Source organism: Pseudomonas sp. CCNWLW23 (assembly GCF_037095675.1).
Lineage (GTDB): Bacteria > Pseudomonadota > Gammaproteobacteria > Pseudomonadales > Pseudomonadaceae > Aquipseudomonas > Aquipseudomonas atacamensis.
The window spans coordinates 1-17,036 of the sequence record NZ_JBAWKM010000015.1 but is presented as its reverse complement, the minus strand read 5'-3'; the positions used below and the strand labels follow the sequence as shown (position 1 = coordinate 17,036).

Here is a 17,036-nt window from a genome sequence, read left to right as displayed (position 1 = left end):
AGCCCTTCGATCGAACAAGCGGAACCGTCAAACCAGCGTTGCGGTCTAGGCTTTTATCGCGTCTTTCCCTGAGCGCGATTGATGAGGAAATCCCGTGAATATTTTTGAAGCCCTGCGCGAAAGCCACGAGCGCCAGCGCACTTACGCCAAGGCTTTGATCGCGACCAGCGGCGACAGCCCTGAGCGGGTCGAGGCCTACAAGCAGCTCAAAGCAGAACTGCAAGCCCATGAAACCGCTGAAGAGCGGCATTTCTATATTCCGTTGATGGAAATCGATGAAGGCGTGGACCTGAGCCGCCACGCCATCGCCGAACACCACGAAATGGACGAGATGATGGAAGAGCTCGACGAGACCGAAATGTCCAGTCCGGCCTGGCTGGCCACGGCCAAAAAGCTTTCCGACAAGGTTCATCACCACCTCGAGGAAGAAGAGCACAAATTCTTCCAGATGGCCGGCAAGCTGCTCGACGATAAACAGAAAAGCCAACTCGCCGGGCAGTACGAAAAGGAGTATCAGGCGCAACTGTCTGAATGACCAAAGGCGACTCGGCGTGTAGGTGTTCAGCTACACGTTGAGTGCGATGCGTCGTCGAGCACTGGTTATGCATCCAGTGTTTCCGGGCTTTTTACGTCTTGCACACTGGGACTGTGACAAAAGCGCCGATGGACAAAAAATTCACCTCCGTTAGCTTGAAGGCCTCTCCTCGGGAAGGAGAGTTCTCAAATCAACGGAGTGAGCAAGATGAATCAGGCAATCCCACAAACCCAACTCAAACACGGTCGTGTCATCTCGCCAGCGAGTCGCGGCGCAGTGGCCATCGACCTCGGCCTGCTCGGCGCTTGGCAAGTCAATGAAATGGAAGGTGGCAAGAACTTTCCGGCCATGGACGCCGGACCTTTCCCGCAACCTTTCGAGACCGACTCGGACAGCGTCGCGCCGCCGGCCGATGGCTACATTCTCAGCGGCGGCAAGACCGATGCCCGCGATTGCGTCAATTACACCGACGACGAGATGAGCAAGAAGCTCGGCCGTTCATTCAACTGGCCGCTGCTGAATGTCGATCCGGGGCAGATTCTCGAGGTCAGCTGGGCGTACACCGCGCCGCACACCACCCGTGGTTATCGCTGGCTGATCACCAAAGACGGCTGGGATCCACAGCAACGCATCAGCCGTGCGCAGCTGGAAACCCAGCCGTTCTTCGAAGACTTCTACCCGCAAGTGCCGTATTACAGCCATGCCGGCGAATTGAAGGCCAAGGTCGATCATCAAGTGAAGCTGCCTGCGAACAAGCAGGGTCATCACGTCATTGTGCTGATGTGGATCGTCGCCAATACCGGCAACGCCTTCTACCAGGCCTTCGACGTCGACTTTCAGTAACCGCGCAGGCTGAACGAGCCCGGTAGCGCTGCCGGGCTTTTTTTGTCGGCGCAATTGATCGACCATGGCAGTCCCCCCATGAAGACAGGATCAGACGCGATGTCCAACACAGCCGAACGGGTCAACATCGTCGACACTCAGGTGTTGTCCCACGACTGGTATCTGTTGAAGAAAATCACTTTCGATTACCACCGCAACAACGGCGAATGGCAGCGCCAGACCCGCGAGGTATACGACCGGGGCAACGGCGCGGCGATTCTGCTGTTCAACCGCGAAAAGCGCACGGTGGTGCTGACCCGCCAGTTTCGTTTGCCGGTGTTCGTCAACGGCCACGATGGATTGTTGATCGAGGTGGCCGCCGGGTTGCTGGAAGGTGCCGCGCCCGAGCAGCGCATTCGTGACGAAGCCGAGGAGGAAACCGGTTACCGCGTGCACGACGTGAAAAAAGTATTCGAGGCGTACATGAGTCCCGGTTCGGTGACGGAGAAACTGCACTTCTTTATCGCTGAATACGACGCGGCGTCCAAAGTCAGCGACGGTGGTGGCCTTGAAGAGGAAACCGAAGAACTGGAAGTGCTCGAGTGGGGCTTCGATGAGGCACTGGCAGCGTTTCAACGCGGCGAGATCTGCGATGCCAAGACCATCATGCTGTTGCAGTACGCAGCGATGAATAACCTCTTCGCTTGATTCGGGCAGGAGCTGCCAACGGCTGCGATGGCTCAGCATACTGGCTGAACAGGGAGGCGCAATACGCAAAGCCGGCCATACTGCTTGTTGCTCCTGAAGTGTTGCCCTGCGTTTTGCGCAGTCCCCAAAAACAAAAAGAGATCGACTCATGAAGTACGAACCTTTGGCCAGATCGCTAATTGCGACCTCCTTGGCGCTCAGCTGTCTCATGGCTCACGCGGCATCAGTGGCGCCGGTTGCGGCGGAAAACGGCATGGTGGTCACCGCGCAACATCTGGCGACCCATGTCGGCGTCGACGTTTTGAAAAACGGCGGCAATGCCGTGGATGCGGCAGTGGCCGTGGGCTATGCGCTGGCGGTGGTCTATCCGGCTGCGGGCAACCTTGGCGGTGGCGGGTTCATGACCATACAACTGGCGGACGGGCGCAAGACCTTCCTCGATTTCCGTGAGAAAGCCCCGCTGGCAGCGACCGCCAACATGTATCTGGACAAGGACGGTAATGTCATTCCGGAACTGAGCACGCGCGGGCACCTGGCGGTCGGCGTACCGGGTACGGTGTCCGGCATGGAGCTGGCGCTGAGCAAATACGGCACCAAACAGCGCAAGGAGATGATTGCCCCGGCGATCAAACTGGCCGAAGACGGTTTCGAATTGCAGCAGGGCGATGTCGAGCTGCTCGAATACGCGACGGATGTGTTCAAGAAGGACATGCGCGATTCCGGCTCGATCTTCCTCAGCAACGGCGAGCCGATGCAGGTCGGGCAGAAACTGGTGCAAAAGGATCTGGCGAAAACCCTGCGGACAATCTCCGACAAGGGCGCCGACGGCTTCTACAAAGGTTGGGTCGCCGATGCCATTGTCACTTCCAGCCAGGCCAACAAAGGCATCATCAGCCAGGCCGACCTGGACAAATACAAGACTCGCGAACTGGCCCCGGTTGAGTGCGATTATCGCGGCTATCACGTGGTCTCGGCGCCACCGCCGAGCTCCGGCGGGGTGGTGATCTGCCAGATCATGAATATCCTCGAAGGCTATCCGATGAAGGACTTGGGCTTCCATTCCGCTCAGGGCATGCACTACCAGATCGAAGCGATGCGCCACGCGTACGTTGATCGCAACAGCTACCTCGGCGATCCGGATTTCGTGAAGAATCCGATCGAGCATCTGCTGGACAAGAATTACGCGACCAAACTGCGCAACGCCATCCAGCCGCAGAAGGCCGGCGTGTCGGCTGAGCTCAAGCCCGGTGTAGCGCCCCACGAAGGCAGCAACACCACGCACTATTCGATTGTCGACAAGTGGGGCAATGCCGTTTCGGTGACGTACACGCTCAACGACTGGTTCGGCGCGGGCGTCATGGCCAGCAAGACCGGGGTAATCCTCAACGACGAGATGGACGACTTCACCTCCAAGGTCGGCGTGCCGAACATGTACGGGCTGGTCCAGGGGGAGGCCAATGCCATCGCACCGGGCAAGGCGCCGCTGTCGTCGATGAGTCCGACCATCGTCACCAAGGATGGCAAAGTGGTGATGGTGGTCGGCACGCCGGGTGGTAGCCGGATCATCACCGCGACCTTGCTGACCATGCTCAACGTCATCGATTACGGCATGGGCTTGCAGGAAGCGGTCGACGCGCCGCGCTTCCATCAGCAGTGGATGCCGGAGGAAACCAACCTCGAAGACTTCGCCGCCAGCCCGGATACGAAAAAAATCCTGGAAAGCTGGGGCCACAAGTTTGCCGGCCCGCAGGATGCCAACCACATCGCCGCGATTCTGGTCGGCGCGCCGTCACTGGACGGCAAACCGGTTGGCAAGAATCGCTTCTACGGCGCCAACGATCCACGGCGCAATACCGGCTTGTCTTTGGGTTACTGAGCGGAGTAAAAAGGGGCGGGCGCAGGTCCGCCCTATTCTCAAGGACTGATCAAGGAAGGCTCGACATGACCACCGCATTACTGATCATCGACGTCCAGCAGGCGCTGTGTGCTGGTGAATATCAGTGCTTTGAAATCGACCGCGTGATCGCCACGATCAATGATCTCAGCCAACGCGCCCGTACGGCTGGCGTTCCGGTGGTTTTGATTCAGCACGAAGAAAAGGACGGCTCATTTGTTCGCGGTGCTGAGGGTTGGCAACTGGCGAAAAACCTTCTGACTTCTACGAAAGACCTGCGCGTAGACAAAACCACCGGGGACTCTTTCTACCAGACCGATCTCGGCAAGCTGCTGCCCAGCGAGGACTTCGAACGCCTGATCATCTGCGGCCTGCAAACCGATTACTGCGTCAACGCCACGGTGCGCAGCGCGCATTCACTGGGCTACGACATCGTCGTCGCGCGAGATGCGCATTCAACGGTCGATAACGGCAACATGAGCGCCGAGGACATCATTGCCGAACACAACAAGGACTTCGCCGCCCTGACCAGTTCCGTGGCACGAATCGACGTCAAACCGGCAGCCCAAATCACCATCTGAACCCACATAAAACCCCTGTGGGAGCGAGCCTGCTCGCGAAAGCGCTGTGACAGCCAACATCAAACCGACTGATATACCGCCTTCGCGAGCAGGTTCGCTCCCACAGGGGTGAGCAGGCTCTACGACAGCGGCGATTTACGGCAGCAGCACTGGCATAATCCCCGCCGCCCGAAGAATGGAATCTCTCGATGTTCGCTATCTACCTGCGTCACGCCGTGGCGCTGACATCTCTCGTCCTCGCCTGCACCGCCCATGCCAGCAGTTTCGATTGCACCGACGCCACCAGCAAAACCGAAAAAGCCATCTGCACTGATCCCTACCTCTCAACCCTTGACGACAAGCTCGCCGAGCAATGGCGGACCACGCTGGGCAAAGTTGCCGATCCCAAAATGCTGAAAACCGACCAGTGTCAGTGGCTGAAAAACCGCAACGCCTGCGGTGCCCTGAGCGCGTGTCTGCGGCGCGAATACCTGATGCGCCTCACTGAGCTCGAACACGCGGTTCAGCCCTTCAGTTGGGATGCCACCTGGCAACTAATTTCGCGCGGCACCTCGACCTCGGCGACCCTTGTCACCCAACGTCGTAATGCCTCGCATATCGCCATCGATATCTCGGCAGGCGAGGGCGCCAATTCCGGAGACTTGACTGGCGTTGCCATACTCAAGGATGGAACAGCCGTGTACGCCGAGGACGCCTGCAAACTCGCCTTCACGCCCATCAATGGCGTACTGAACGTAGTACAAACCGGTGCGGATTCCGACTGCGGCGGTGGCATGGGCGTGTATTACGCCGGTCGGTATGTCGCCTCCGAACAACCGCTGAAGCTGGATTACGATCTGCTCAGCCTGGGTCTGGCTCGCACGCCCGCAGAAGATCAGGTACTGCGTTCGCTGCTCAAGACCGACTACCAAAAACTGGTAGAGACCTCCGGTTCCTTGCAGGTCGGCGAAGAGTCAAAAGATGTGCCCGATGCTCAGGTTGTAGAAATGTGGATGCGCGGTCTCGGCGGCATCGGCATCCTGATGAGCGCGGCCGACGCGCAGGTCTGGCTGATCTTCAAAAGCTACGATGACCAGAGCCATGAACATCTGCGGTACTACACCAACGTGGCGAAGTGGAAGAAGCGGCTGCCCGATGTGCTGCAGGGCTGGTATGACCGCATGCACGAAAGTCAGTCGTCTCTGGTTCTGGAAATGATGCCCTTAGCCACAACTCCATCCGCCCCACGCAATAACCGCTCGATCTGCGCCAATTCCCACGTGCTGAGCAGACTCACCGGGTCCGTGCCATAACGCTGCCAAGTGTCCAGCGTCGCTTCATCCCCGGCGCAGTTGCGCGCGTATTCACAGTGATGCAAGTGTCCCTCGGCGAAGTCCAACCGCAGATGCCAGCCGTCGATATCAACGGCAATCAGCCCGGTCTCGGACATTACCTGGCAGACTTCGAACCCAAGCACGCCCAGCGCAGCTTCGCGCAGGCGCTGACACACATCACGGGCGGACAAAAACGCTGACATGCTGCGACTCGATTCGATGGACAAGCCTGCAAGGATAAGGCCCGCGCCACCCCATGTCAGCGTTTCACTGGCCCGAGGCTGAACAATTCCGTAACATTCGCCTCCCTCTTTTTTCGCGAAAACAGCAGCCGTGCCCAGCGGCCGCTCAGTCAGGTAAGCCATGAAACCGATTCGTCTGCGCGCCGATGTCCTCGCCGGACTCACCACCTCGTTCGCCCTGTTGCCCGAATGCATTGCTTTCGCGCTGGTCGCGCATCTCAATCCGCTGATGGGCCTGTACGGCGCGTTCATCATTTGCACGCTGACGGCGTTGTTTGGCGGTCGACCGGGCATGGTTTCCGGTGCGGCGGGTTCGATGGCGGTGGTGATCGTCGCGCTGGTGGTGCAACACGGCGTGCAATATCTGCTGGCAACGGTGCTGCTCGGCGGTCTGATCATGATGGCGTTCGGGCTGTTGCGCTTGGGCAAACTGGTGCGCATGGTGCCGCATCCGGTGATGCTCGGTTTCGTCAACGGCCTGGCGATCATCATTGCGCTGGCGCAACTGGAGCACTTCAAAAGCGGCGAGCACTGGCTCAGCGGTACGCCGCTGTATCTGATGACCGGGCTAGTGCTACTGACCATGGCCATCGTTTACATCCTGCCGCGCCTGACCAAAGCGGTACCGCCGGCCCTGGTGGCGATCCTTGGTGTCGGCCTGCTGGTCTACCTGTTCGGGCTGCCGACCCGCACCCTCGGCGACATGGCGCACATTGCCGGCGGTCTGCCGACTTTCGCCATGCCGGACATTCCGTGGAGCCTGGAAACGCTGCGCATCATCGCCCCGTACGCGATCCTGATGGCGATGGTCGGCCTGCTGGAAACCCTGCTGACGCTGAACCTGACCGACGAGATCACCGAAACCCGTGGCTATCCGGATCGCGAGTGCGTAGCGCTCGGCGCGGCGAACATGGTGTCCGGGGCGTTCGGTGGCATGGGCGGTTGCGCGATGATCGGGCAGACCGTGATCAATCTCAGCTCCGGCGGGCGCGGACGCTTGTCCGGCGTGGTTGCCGGTGTGCTGATTCTGTTGTTCATTCTGTTTCTGTCACCGCTGATCGAGCGTATTCCGCTGGCCGCACTGGTGGGGGTGATGTTCGTGGTGTCGCAGCAGACCTTCGCCTGGGCGTCGTTGCGGGTGATCAACAAGGTGCCGCTGCACGATGTGCTGGTGATCATCGCGGTGACCACCATCACCGTGTTCACCGATCTGGCCACGGCCGTGCTGTGCGGGATCATCATCGCTGCGCTCAACTTCGCCTGGCAGCAGGCCCGCGAACTGTATGCCGATGAACATCTGGAGGCCGACGGCAGCAAGCTCTATCGCCTGCACGGCACGCTGTTCTTTGCCTCGACCACGCCGTTTCTCAATCAGTTCGACCCGGCCAACGACCCGGCCAAAGTCACTCTCGACTGCCGACACCTGAGCTTTGTCGATTACTCGGCGATCGCCGCATTGAAAACCCTGGGTGAACGCTACGCCAAGGCGGGCAAGCATCTACAGGTGTTTCATCTGTCGGAACGCTGCAAGAAATTACTCAAGCGCGCCGGCGTCGATCACGACTGACGCCGCTGGTTTTGCGTCCTTGAGCCAGGTCTTGCCGAGAATCCGCGAGACCTGTTCGGCGGAGTAGGGCTTGGCGAGAAATTCAAAACCTTCGTACCCGCTGCGGGCCAGTTCTTCGCTGTAGCCGGAGGTGAGAATCACCGGCAGATCGGGGCGGCGCTGGCGCAGTTCCTTGGCCAACGCGACACCGGTGATGCCCGGCATGACTACGTCGGAAAACACCGCATCGAACGCGCTGGCATCGCTACCGGCCAACTGCAGGGCTTCTTCGGCGTTGGTCGCCCACGCCGTTTCATAGCCCAGATCCTGGAGGATCTGATTGGCGAAACGGCCGACATCGAGATTGTCTTCTACCACCAGCACCCGGCGTTTTTCGCAGGCCGGCTGCACCTCGCCATCGTCCTCTGCCTCGTCCATTTCTGCCTCGATCGCCGGCACTTGCGGCAAATACAAGGTGAACTCGGTGCCTTGACCAAGGACGCTGGAAACATCGACGTTGCCGCCCGATTGCTTGGCGAAGCCGAACACCTGCGACAGCCCCAGCCCCGTGCCTTTGCCGACAGCCTTGGTGGTAAAGAACGGCTCGAAGATGTGTTCGAGGGTGTGTGCGTCGATGCCGGCACCGGTGTCGGCCAGGGCAATCGACACGAAATGGCTGCTGGACCCAGCGTGGCCGCGAATCGGCGGCAGCGCTTTATGGCACTCCAGGCGCAATTTCAGTTCACCTTGACCATTCATGGCGTCGCGAGCGTTCAGGGCGATGTTGATCAATGCTGTTTCGAACTGACTGAGATCGACACGGATGTAGCAGGGGTGATCCGGGCGCTCGACGCACACGTGAATCTGCGCGCCGGTGACCGATTCGAGCATTTCGCCGATGTTGGCCAAACGTTCGCCGGCGTCGACTACCTGCGGATTGAGCGGCTGACGGCGGGCGAAGGCGAGCAACTGGCTGGTCAGCTTGGAGGCGCGCTCAACGGTGTCGGACACCGCGCGCATGTAGCGTTGGCGGCGTTCTTCCGGCAGGTTGGGCTGGCGCAGAAAATCCACCGACGAACGAATGATCGTCAGCAAATTGTTGAAGTCATGGGCGACGCCGCCGGTCAATTGGCCGATGGCTTCGAGCTTCTGCGACTGGCGCAACGCCGACTCGGCCTGGGCCAGACGCAGGCTGCGCTCTTCGACCCGTTGCTCCAGCGTGGCATTGAGTTCAGCCAATGCAAGCAGGCCCTCGCGCACGTTGGCGTCGGCGCGCACTCGCTCGATGTGCGCCCAGCAACGTTCGGTGACTTCGCTGAGCAGCGCCTGTTCGAAGCTCGACCACACACGCGGCACTTTGTCGTGAATGGCCATTAACGCGGTAAGACGACCTTGCTTGATCAGCGGCACGCAAATGGTGGCGGTGATGCCTATGCCCTGAAAGGTCGCTGATTCTTCCGGCGGCAATTCGCTGCGGTTGTCGTGGATCACCAGCGGTTGACCCGCGCGCAGAAGGCGTACGGCTTTCTCGCCGAAATCGCGCAAATGGTAGTGGCCGACGATGCTCGGCGAACCCGGCGCTGCATAGTCGCCGCGAATGGTGAAGCCATCCTCGTCGGCATCCATGTCGGCGTAGGCGCAATTGGACAGACGCAGTTGCTCGACCATCAGCCGCGTGCTTGCCGCCAGGATTGCTTGCGCATCCGTGGCATTGGTCACCGCTTCGCCGATGGCATCGAGGACGGCCAGGCGTCGGTTGAGATAAACGGTCTGGGTGGTCTCGGTGACGGTGTCGATCATGCCGACGACATTGCCGTGGGAGTCGCGAATCGGGCTGTAGCAAAAAGTGAAGAACGCCTGCTCCGGGCCTTTGCCGCGTTCGATCTGCAGAGCGAAGTTTTCGATGTAAGTAGCCTGGCCGGCGTACGCGGCCTCAGCAATCGGGCTGATCTCGTGCCAGGCTTCCTTCCAGATGTCGCTGAAAGGGCGTCCCAACGCGTGCGGCTTGTCGCCGAGAATCGGTACGAAGGCGTCGTTATAGAGTGTGATGAGTTGCGGGCCCCAGACGATCGCCTGAGGGAAATGCGAGGCGAGACTGAGCGAGACAGTGGTCTTGAGTACATCGGGCCAGTTTTCCAACGGGCCGAGGGGCGAATTCGCCCAGTCGTGACGGCGGATCTGCCCGGCCATCTCGCCGTTGTCTTGCAACCAGTCTGTCATGGGGTTCGTGTCTTTCCGGGGCATTTGTCTGAGAACAAAGACCTGCGCACAGGCTGTTTGGTTTCAGCGCACCAGACACTGTTTGCGCTGCGAATTATTCTGACGTACATCATGGCAGCAAAAAACAGCGGTGGCGAAAAGAGCGCCTTTTCGCCACCGGTTTTATCTTCGGATCGTGAGCGACTGCTCAGGCCTCGACGGTCGGGAAATCAATGTCGGTCAGCGCCGTGTTGTTCAGGTAGTTGGTCAATGTCTGCACGGCCACCAGGGCAATGACTTCGATGATCTTGCGGTCATCGATACCGGCAGCGCGGGCAGCGGCCAATTGTTCATCGCTCAAGTGGCCACGGGTTTCGGTCAGTTGGCGGGCGAGGGCGGCGTAGGCATTCAGTTCGCCTTGACGTGCTGCGATGATGTCCTGCGCCGACAGCCCGGCTTTGCCGGCAAACACGGTGTGTGCGGACAGGCAATAGTCGCAACCGTTGACCTGCGAAGTGGCGAGGTAAACGGCTTCTTTCTCTCTGCCGCTCAATGAGGTCTTGCCGAGGATGGCCGAGGCTTGCAGGTAAGTGTCGAATGCAACCGGCGCTTGGGCGAGGGTGGTGAAGACGTTGGGCAGGAAGCCGATTTTTTTCTTCACGCCTTCCAGTGCAGGACGGGTGGCATCGGTGGCGGTGTCGAGGCTGATTGCAGGGATGCGGCTCATGGTGATTCTCCGAAATTCCGCAGCGAAGTGCAGCGGCGATGGAGAGATCTTAGGGGCTGCCAATGGCGCCTTGGCGGCAAATCGTCGAGGATATGCGGCAGATCGTCCAGATATGCCTTCGGGAGTCAGCCATGGATCGCCTTTCCACATTACTTAGTCATTTCGGTGTGAACGCCGGCACCTTCCATAGCGGCGCGTTTTGCGGCGTGAGCGTTCACGAAGGCGAACCGGTCGGCCATGTGCATGTTCTGCAAGCCGGGGCGTTGCTGCTCAAACCGGGCAACGAGCGGGAAATTCGCCTGGAAGAACCGTCGCTGATTTTCTTTCCCCGGCCTTTCACTCACCGGATGTTTGCCGACGAGGCCATGGCCAGCCAAGTGGTGTGCGCCTCGCTGACCTTCGACGGTGGCTCGGGCAATGCCTTGGCCGCCGCGTTACCGGACTATCTGGTGTTGAAACTCACCGATATCCCGGAATTGCGCAGCACCCTTGACTGGCTGTTCAACGAAGCTTTTGAAGGGCATTGCGGGCGCGTGGCGGTGATGGATCGTCTGTTTGAATTGCTGGTGATTCTGCTGCTGCGCCATCTCATCGGCAGTCGCGATCAGCAACCGGGCATGATGGCCGGGCTGGCGGATCCGCGCGTGTCTCGCGCCTTGAACCTGATCCACGAGCAGCCGCACAAGCCTTGGAGTGTCGCTGATCTCGCGGCGGCGGCGAACCAGTCCCGCGCCGGTTTTGCCGAGCAGTTTCGCCGCGTGGTCGGGCAGACGCCGGCCGATTACCTGCTGAGCTGGCGCGTCAGTCTTGCGCAGAAACGCCTGCGCGAAGGCCGCCCGATTGCATTGATTGCCGAGGAGGTTGGATACGAAAGTCCGTCGGCGCTGGCCCGGGCGTTTCGGCGCAAGACCGGGCTCAGTCCTCGGCAATGGAAAGCCGAACACTGAACATTACCTGGCGAATTTCTTCGCTCCGGCCACGCAAAGAATCACCCCCAGCGTGACGCCGAGCATGCCGACACTGACCTGCTCATGCAGCAACGTCGCCGCCAGTGCCAGACCAAAAAACGGCTGCAGCAACTGCAACTGCCCGACCGCTGCGATTCCACCTTGTGCCAGACCGCGATACCAGAACACGAAGCCGATCAGCATGCTGAACAGCGACACGTAGCCCAGGCACATCCACGCAGGCAAGCTGATGTCGGCGAACGAGGCGGGCGCCAGCCACAGGCTCAGCACTGTCATCAGCGGTAACGACAACACCAGCGCCCAGCAGATCACCTGCCAGCCGCCGAGGCTGCGTGACAGTTTCGCGCCTTCGGCGTAACCGAGGCCGCAGGCCAGGATCGCCGCGAGCATCAGCAGATCGCCGGTGGGCGAGGCGCTCAAGCCTTGGGACAGGGCAAAGCCCACCACCAATGCGCTGCCCAGCACCGAAAAGATCCAGAACACTGGACGTGGCCGCTCACCGCCACGCAAGACACCAAACATCGCCGTGGCCAGCGGCAGCAATCCTACAAACACGATCGAATGCGCTGACGTTACGTGCTGCAATGCCAACGCGGTCAGCAGCGGGAAACCCAACACCACGCCCAGCGCCACAATCAACAGCGACAGCCACTGATGATGCGCCGGTCGCCGCTGTTTGAACAACAGCAGAAGTCCGACGGCCAGTGCGCCGGCGATCGCTGCTCGCACCACGGTCAGAAACACCGGTTCGAATTCCAGCACCGCCAAACGTGTGGCCGGCAGCGAACCGCTGAAAATCAGCACGCCGATAAAACCGTTGATCCAGCCACTGGTTTTTTCCAGTGCCGGGTGGGCCGCAGTCGATGTTGTGTGCATGTCGGTCGCGCTCAAAAAGTGGCTTGTGTCGCCGTGATCCTAGGGCGGAGAATCAGCACAATCAAAAAATTGTCATGGATACAGCCGACATGCCGCGTTCCCGTTACAAGACCCTGGTTGATCGCTATGCGGCAGACATTCGTGGCGGACGATTGGCGCCGGGCACGCGACTGCCAACGCATCGGCAGCTGGCGAGCCAGGAAGGTCTGGCGCTGGTTACCGCTTCACGGGTTTATGCGGAGCTTGAAGCGATGGGCCTGGTCAGTGGCGAAGCCGGGCGCGGCACGTTTGTTCGGGAAACGTCGCTGGCGCCGGGGCAGGGCATCGATCAGAAAGACGTGGCGGTCGGCATGATCGACCTGAATTTCAACTATCCCTCGTTGCCAGGTCAGGCTGAACTGTTGCGCACGGCGTTGCGCCAACTGGCGTTGTCCGGTGATCTGGAAGCGTTGTTGCGTTATCAACCCCACGCCGGGCGTGCCCACGAACGCGCCTCGGTCGCGCGACATTTGTCGACACGCGGCGTGACCGTTGAAGCCGACCAGGTGCTGATCGTCAATGGCGCTCAGCAAGGTTTGGCGGTGACGCTGATGGCTCTGCTCAAACCCGGCGATGTGATTGTCGCCGATGCGCTGACCTATTCGGGATTCAAGGTGCTGGCCGACGCGCTGCATCTGGAAGTGCTGGCGATCCCGATGACGGAGCACGGCCCGGATTTGCCGGCACTGGACAGACTCTGCCGCCAGCGTGCAGTGCGCGCCGTATACAGCATGCCGACGCTGCACAATCCGCTGGGCTGGGTCATGCCACTGGAACAGCGCGAGCAATTGGTGGCGATTGCCCGGCGGCACGATCTGACAATCATTGAAGACGCTGCCTACGCGTTTCTGGTCGAAAACCCGCCATGTCCGTTGATTGAACTGGCACCGGAACGGACGTTTTACGTATCGGGCCTGTCGAAAAACATCGCCACCGGTTTGCGGGTCGGCTTCATTGCCGCGCCGCTGCCTCAAGTGCCCGCACTGGAGCGAGTCATTCGCGCGACGACGTGGAACACGCCCGGGGTGATGACCGCCATCGCGTGCGGCTGGCTCGACGATGGCACCGTCACCGTGCTTGAGGCGCAGAAACGTCGTGATGCTACGGCGCGACAGGCCTTGGCCGCCGAGGTACTCAAAGGGCTGCGCTACATTGCTCATCCGGCCTCGTATTTTCTGTGGTTGCCGCTGCCCGAAGATGTGCGTGCCGATCAGATCGTGGTCGAGTTGATGCAGCAGCAGATTTCCGTCACCAGCGCCGAGCCGTTTTCGCTGTCGGCCCATACGCCCCATGCGATTCGTCTGGCTCTTGGCTCGGTGGACATGCAGGTGTTGCGTCAGGCGTTGATCACCGTCAGAACGATCATCGGCGCTTATCTGTAAACTGCGCCCACGCCATGCAAAGCGAGGTTTGGACTGTTCAATGAAATTCACCACGACACTGTTTCTCGCCTTGATCTTCAGCACCAGCGCACAGGCTGAGGGCGATCCTGAGGCCGGGGCGAAAATCTTTCCGCGTCTGTGCGGCGGTTGCCATCAGGTTGGCGAGTCGGCTCGTTCGGGGTTTGGTCCGCAGTTGAACGGCATCATTGGCCGGGCTGCGGGGACTTCGGCAAATTATGTTTATTCCGATGCGATGAAGAACTCGGGGATTACCTGGGATCGGGCGACGTTGAAGGCTTATCTCGAGGATCCGAAAGGGGTGGTGCCGGGGACGCGGATGATTTTCTGGGGGCTGAGTGATGAGCAGAAGCTGGAGAATCTGTTGGCTTATCTGCAGAAATTCAGCGCTGAATAATTACGGGAACACGCTGTTCCAAGGCGTTTTTGTAGTTTTGACGGGGTACATATCCATTGCTGCGGTAACGGCTGCTTAGGGTTTCGCCCTTACGGCGAGTCACCTTTTTTTGCTTTTCTGTGGGAGCGAGCCTGCTGGCGAAAGCGGTTCTCCAGCCGGCCCAAATTTCCGCTTTTACCCCATCCCTGTGGGAGCTGGCTTGCCAGCGATGGGGTCGGTGAGCCGGCCTGTCTCTGGTTGATATACGCCGGTGTCAGTGGGTATGAAACGCAACCTGATTGCGCCCCGCAGCTTTCGCCTGATACAGCTGCTGATCGGCACGTTTGATCAGGGCCGTGTGGTTGTTGTCTGCCGGATCTGCCAGGCCGAGGCCAATACTCACGGTAACGATGCCGACGCCGGGAAACTGCGCTTCGGCCACCGCTGCGCGGATCTTTTCCGCTACGACTTCCGGGGTGTCGGGTTGCGCGACTTCCGGCAGCAGTACGGCGAACTCTTCGCCGCCGTAGCGGGCGACGAAATCGGTGCTGCGTACGCTGTTCTGGATCAAGGTCGCCAGTTGTTGCAGGACCTCGTCACCGACCGCGTGGCCGTGGCTGTCATTGATGCGTTTGAAGTGGTCGGCATCGATCAGCAGCAGGGCAAACGGGCGTCCGGTGCGTCGGGACAGCAGCGAGTATTCAGTGATTTTTTCGTCAAACCGGCGACGGTTGTAAACGCCGGTCAGGCCGTCGTGTGTGGCCAGGCTCAGCAGCTCGGCGTTGGCCTCGGTGAGTGCGGCGGTGCGTTGCGCCACGGTGGCTTCAAGCGAGGCGTTGGCTTCTTGCAGTTCGCGTTCCTTGCCGAGCAGTGACTGCGTCATTGCGTCGATGGACTGGCCGAGCTGGGCGATTTCCAGCACCGGATGCTGGAGCTGGAACTGTGCGCCGGACTGGTTGTTCTGCACTTGTTTGGCCGAGCGTGCCAGTTGTTCGATCGGCCGGCTCAGGTACAGCGCCAGATAATAAGCCACCAGACCGAAAACGATGGCGGCGAAAACGCCGAGTATCAACAGTTCATATTGCAGCATCCGCGCCGGTTGCAGCGCAGTCTCCAATGGCTGGCGAATGGCGATCGACCATGATAGCGCCGTGCCCGATGGCGTCGGCACGGTGACCATGCTGGTCAGGTAACCGTTGGCCGCCGTCCAGCCCGACAATACCGGATCGTTGGTCGCCAGCTGTTGGCCCATCAGCGCTTCGGGGTAGAGCACCTTGCCATCGTGGTCGACGATCAGCGCCTGAATATCCGGCGCCGAGTTCTTGTGGGAAAACGCCGCCGACTCGACGATGCGCGTCACCCAACTCCAGTGCGCATGTGCGCCCAGCACGCCAATCACCTGCCCTTCGGCATTGTGGATTGGCGCGGCGAAATCGATGAAGCGCAGCGGCTCGCCATTGGGCAGACCCGGCAACAACTTGGCCAGCAACACTGCTTCGTGGGGATCGCCGGTGTATTGCCGGCGCAGGCCGATCTGGAACCACGGGCGTTTCTGTACGGATTGGCCAACCAGCAGATCATTGACCGCCTGGCGCACGTTGCCCTCGGCGTCGGTGACGCCCATCCACGCATATTCGGCGCGCGCCTGGGTGCGCAACTGCATCGACTTGAGGATGGCTGGGTTGTCCAGATCTCCGCGCTCCAGATGCGGCGCGCGACTGAGCAGGTAAACCTCTAGCTGCCGTTCGCGCAGTTGTTCGCCCAATAGCGTCGCCGCCGCGCGCGCCGTGTTCAGCAACGCGTTGCCGCTGGCCTGTTTCATTTGTTCGGTGGCGATGTGACCGACATAAAAGCCGACGCTCAATAACGTCAGCAGGGACAAACCGCCGAACCACAGGGTGAGATGGCTATGCAGACTGGCTTTGAACATGGAGGCGGGTGTCTGTCTTTATTGAAGTGGCGCCATGGTATGCGACATCGCCGACGGCGGGCCAGCGAACGGGTTCAAGTAAATACAAAGAAGATTGATGCCAATGAGCCATCATTTTGGTTAGAATGCGCGCCGCCCGAGAGACGGATCCCGGGCGTTTCCCCATGGAGTTTTACTGTGAAATACCTCAGCAAAGTAGTCGCCGCCGCACTGTTCGGTGTGGTTCTGGCAGGTTGCACCGGCGCCCCGATGAAAACCGCCCATTACGACAGCAACCAATACACCGTGGTTGGCCACAGCGAAGCATCGGCCACCGGCCTGCTGCTGTTTGGCATTATCCCGATCCGCCAGAACAGCCGATTTGTGCGCGCGCAAAACGCGGCCATCCAAGCCAAGGGCGGCGATGCAATGATCAACACGCAGGTTCAGGAAAACTGGTTCTGGGCCTGGGTTCTGACCGGCTACACCACCACCATCTCCGGTGACGTGGTCAAGCTGAAAACCGCGCAATAAGCGACGGCTGAATGCAAAAAAGCCCGGCTGATCAGGCCGGGCTTTTTCATGGGTGTTGCGGTCATGCAGTAGATTCATGCAACGCGGCGCTCGATCAGACGATCAGAGCCACCTTCAGCGACGCGGCGCTCGATCAGACGATCAGAGCCACCTTCAGCGACGCGGCGTTCGAGCAGACGATCCGAACCACCTTCAGCAACGCGGCGTTCGATCAGACGATCCGAACCACCTTCGGCAACACGGCGTTCGATCAGACGATCCGAACCGCCTTCGGCAACGCGACGTTCGAGCAGACGATCCGAACCACCTTCGGCAACACGGCGTTCGAGCAGACGATCCGAACCACCTTCGGCAACGCGGCGTTCGA

The 17,036-nt window shown here is 60.1% G+C and carries 16 protein-coding genes; 10 read left to right on the top strand and 6 right to left on the bottom strand.

Going from position 1 to position 17,036, the window contains the following annotated elements:
* Window positions 1-94: 94 nt before the first annotated feature.
* The 5 genes from V8J63_RS18710 (at window position 95) to V8J63_RS18690 (ending at window position 4,540) form a co-directional block, all read left to right on the top strand.
* Window positions 95-535, top strand: coding sequence for a hemerythrin domain-containing protein (locus V8J63_RS18710; RefSeq protein ID WP_024013399.1), 441 nt, complete (start codon window positions 95-97; stop codon window positions 533-535).
* Between the two features lie 207 nt (window positions 536-742).
* Window positions 743-1,378, top strand: a complete 636-nt coding sequence (locus V8J63_RS18705; protein WP_016775256.1) for a lytic polysaccharide monooxygenase auxiliary activity family 9 protein — start codon at window positions 743-745, stop codon at window positions 1,376-1,378.
* 99 nt (window positions 1,379-1,477) lie between these two features.
* Window positions 1,478-2,065: an NUDIX domain-containing protein gene (locus tag V8J63_RS18700; protein ID WP_024013397.1), complete on the top strand. Its 588-nt coding sequence runs from the start codon at window positions 1,478-1,480 to the stop codon at window positions 2,063-2,065.
* A gap of 148 nt (window positions 2,066-2,213) precedes the next feature.
* On the top strand, window positions 2,214-3,941 hold the full coding sequence (ggt, locus tag V8J63_RS18695; RefSeq protein ID WP_024013396.1) for a gamma-glutamyltransferase: 1,728 nt from the start codon (window positions 2,214-2,216) through the stop codon (window positions 3,939-3,941).
* 65 nt (window positions 3,942-4,006) lie between these two features.
* Window positions 4,007-4,540, top strand: a complete 534-nt coding sequence (locus V8J63_RS18690) for a cysteine hydrolase family protein (protein WP_110600826.1) — start codon at window positions 4,007-4,009, stop codon at window positions 4,538-4,540.
* A 1,171-nt stretch (window positions 4,541-5,711) separates the two neighbouring features.
* Here V8J63_RS18690 and V8J63_RS18685 read toward each other — a convergent pair.
* Window positions 5,712-6,056, bottom strand: coding sequence for a DUF7693 family protein (locus V8J63_RS18685; protein ID WP_336464504.1), 345 nt, complete (start codon window positions 6,054-6,056; stop codon window positions 5,712-5,714).
* 160 nt (window positions 6,057-6,216) lie between these two features.
* On the opposite strand from V8J63_RS18685, the gene V8J63_RS18680 reads away from it, so the two are divergent.
* The gene (locus V8J63_RS18680) at window positions 6,217-7,662 is read left to right on the top strand and encodes a SulP family inorganic anion transporter (RefSeq protein ID WP_336464479.1); all 1,446 of its coding nucleotides are present in this window, start codon (window positions 6,217-6,219) and stop codon (window positions 7,660-7,662) included.
* Here the strand turns inward: V8J63_RS18680 and V8J63_RS18675 are convergent.
* Window positions 7,630-9,861: a response regulator gene (locus V8J63_RS18675; protein WP_122612147.1), complete on the bottom strand. Its 2,232-nt coding sequence runs from the start codon at window positions 9,859-9,861 to the stop codon at window positions 7,630-7,632. The two genes, V8J63_RS18680 and V8J63_RS18675, sit on opposite strands and share 33 nt — an antisense overlap.
* 187 nt (window positions 9,862-10,048) lie before the next feature.
* Window positions 10,049-10,567 carry a carboxymuconolactone decarboxylase family protein gene (locus tag V8J63_RS18670; RefSeq protein WP_130888685.1) on the bottom strand — a complete coding sequence of 173 codons (519 nt, stop codon included), beginning with the start codon at window positions 10,565-10,567 and terminating at the stop codon, window positions 10,049-10,051.
* A gap of 131 nt (window positions 10,568-10,698) precedes the next feature.
* Between V8J63_RS18670 and V8J63_RS18665 the strand changes: the two genes are divergently transcribed.
* Window positions 10,699-11,514: an AraC family transcriptional regulator gene (locus tag V8J63_RS18665; protein ID WP_123442139.1), complete on the top strand. Its 816-nt coding sequence runs from the start codon at window positions 10,699-10,701 to the stop codon at window positions 11,512-11,514.
* A gap of 3 nt (window positions 11,515-11,517) precedes the next feature.
* On the opposite strand, the gene V8J63_RS18660 is transcribed toward V8J63_RS18665, so the two are convergent.
* Entirely contained in the window at window positions 11,518-12,411 is an 894-nt protein-coding gene (locus V8J63_RS18660) for a DMT family transporter (RefSeq protein WP_336464478.1), read from the bottom strand.
* Window positions 12,412-12,500: 89 nt separating this feature from the next.
* On the opposite strand from V8J63_RS18660, the gene V8J63_RS18655 reads away from it, so the two are divergent.
* Together V8J63_RS18655 and V8J63_RS18650 are read left to right on the top strand one after the other, a co-directional pair.
* Window positions 12,501-13,832 (top strand): aminotransferase-like domain-containing protein, encoded by a 1,332-nt coding sequence (locus tag V8J63_RS18655; protein WP_336464477.1) that lies wholly within the window; start codon window positions 12,501-12,503, stop codon window positions 13,830-13,832.
* Window positions 13,833-13,872: 40 nt separating this feature from the next.
* A complete protein-coding gene (locus V8J63_RS18650) occupies window positions 13,873-14,247 on the top strand; it encodes a c-type cytochrome (RefSeq protein WP_336464476.1) in 375 nt (124 codons plus the stop codon).
* A gap of 253 nt (window positions 14,248-14,500) precedes the next feature.
* Here V8J63_RS18650 and V8J63_RS18645 read toward each other — a convergent pair whose 3' ends face one another.
* Complete coding sequence (locus tag V8J63_RS18645; protein ID WP_336464475.1) at window positions 14,501-16,156, bottom strand: sensor domain-containing diguanylate cyclase; 1,656 nt, start codon at window positions 16,154-16,156, stop codon at window positions 14,501-14,503.
* A 177-nt stretch (window positions 16,157-16,333) separates the two neighbouring features.
* Between V8J63_RS18645 and V8J63_RS18640 the strand changes: the two genes are divergently transcribed.
* Window positions 16,334-16,669 carry a hypothetical protein gene (locus V8J63_RS18640; protein ID WP_024013386.1) on the top strand — a complete coding sequence of 112 codons (336 nt, stop codon included), beginning with the start codon at window positions 16,334-16,336 and terminating at the stop codon, window positions 16,667-16,669.
* Window positions 16,670-16,743: 74 nt separating this feature from the next.
* On the opposite strand, the gene V8J63_RS18635 is transcribed toward V8J63_RS18640, so the two are convergent.
* On the bottom strand, window positions 16,744-17,036 hold a 293-nt coding region (locus V8J63_RS18635; RefSeq protein WP_336464474.1), incomplete at its 5' end, for a phage infection protein.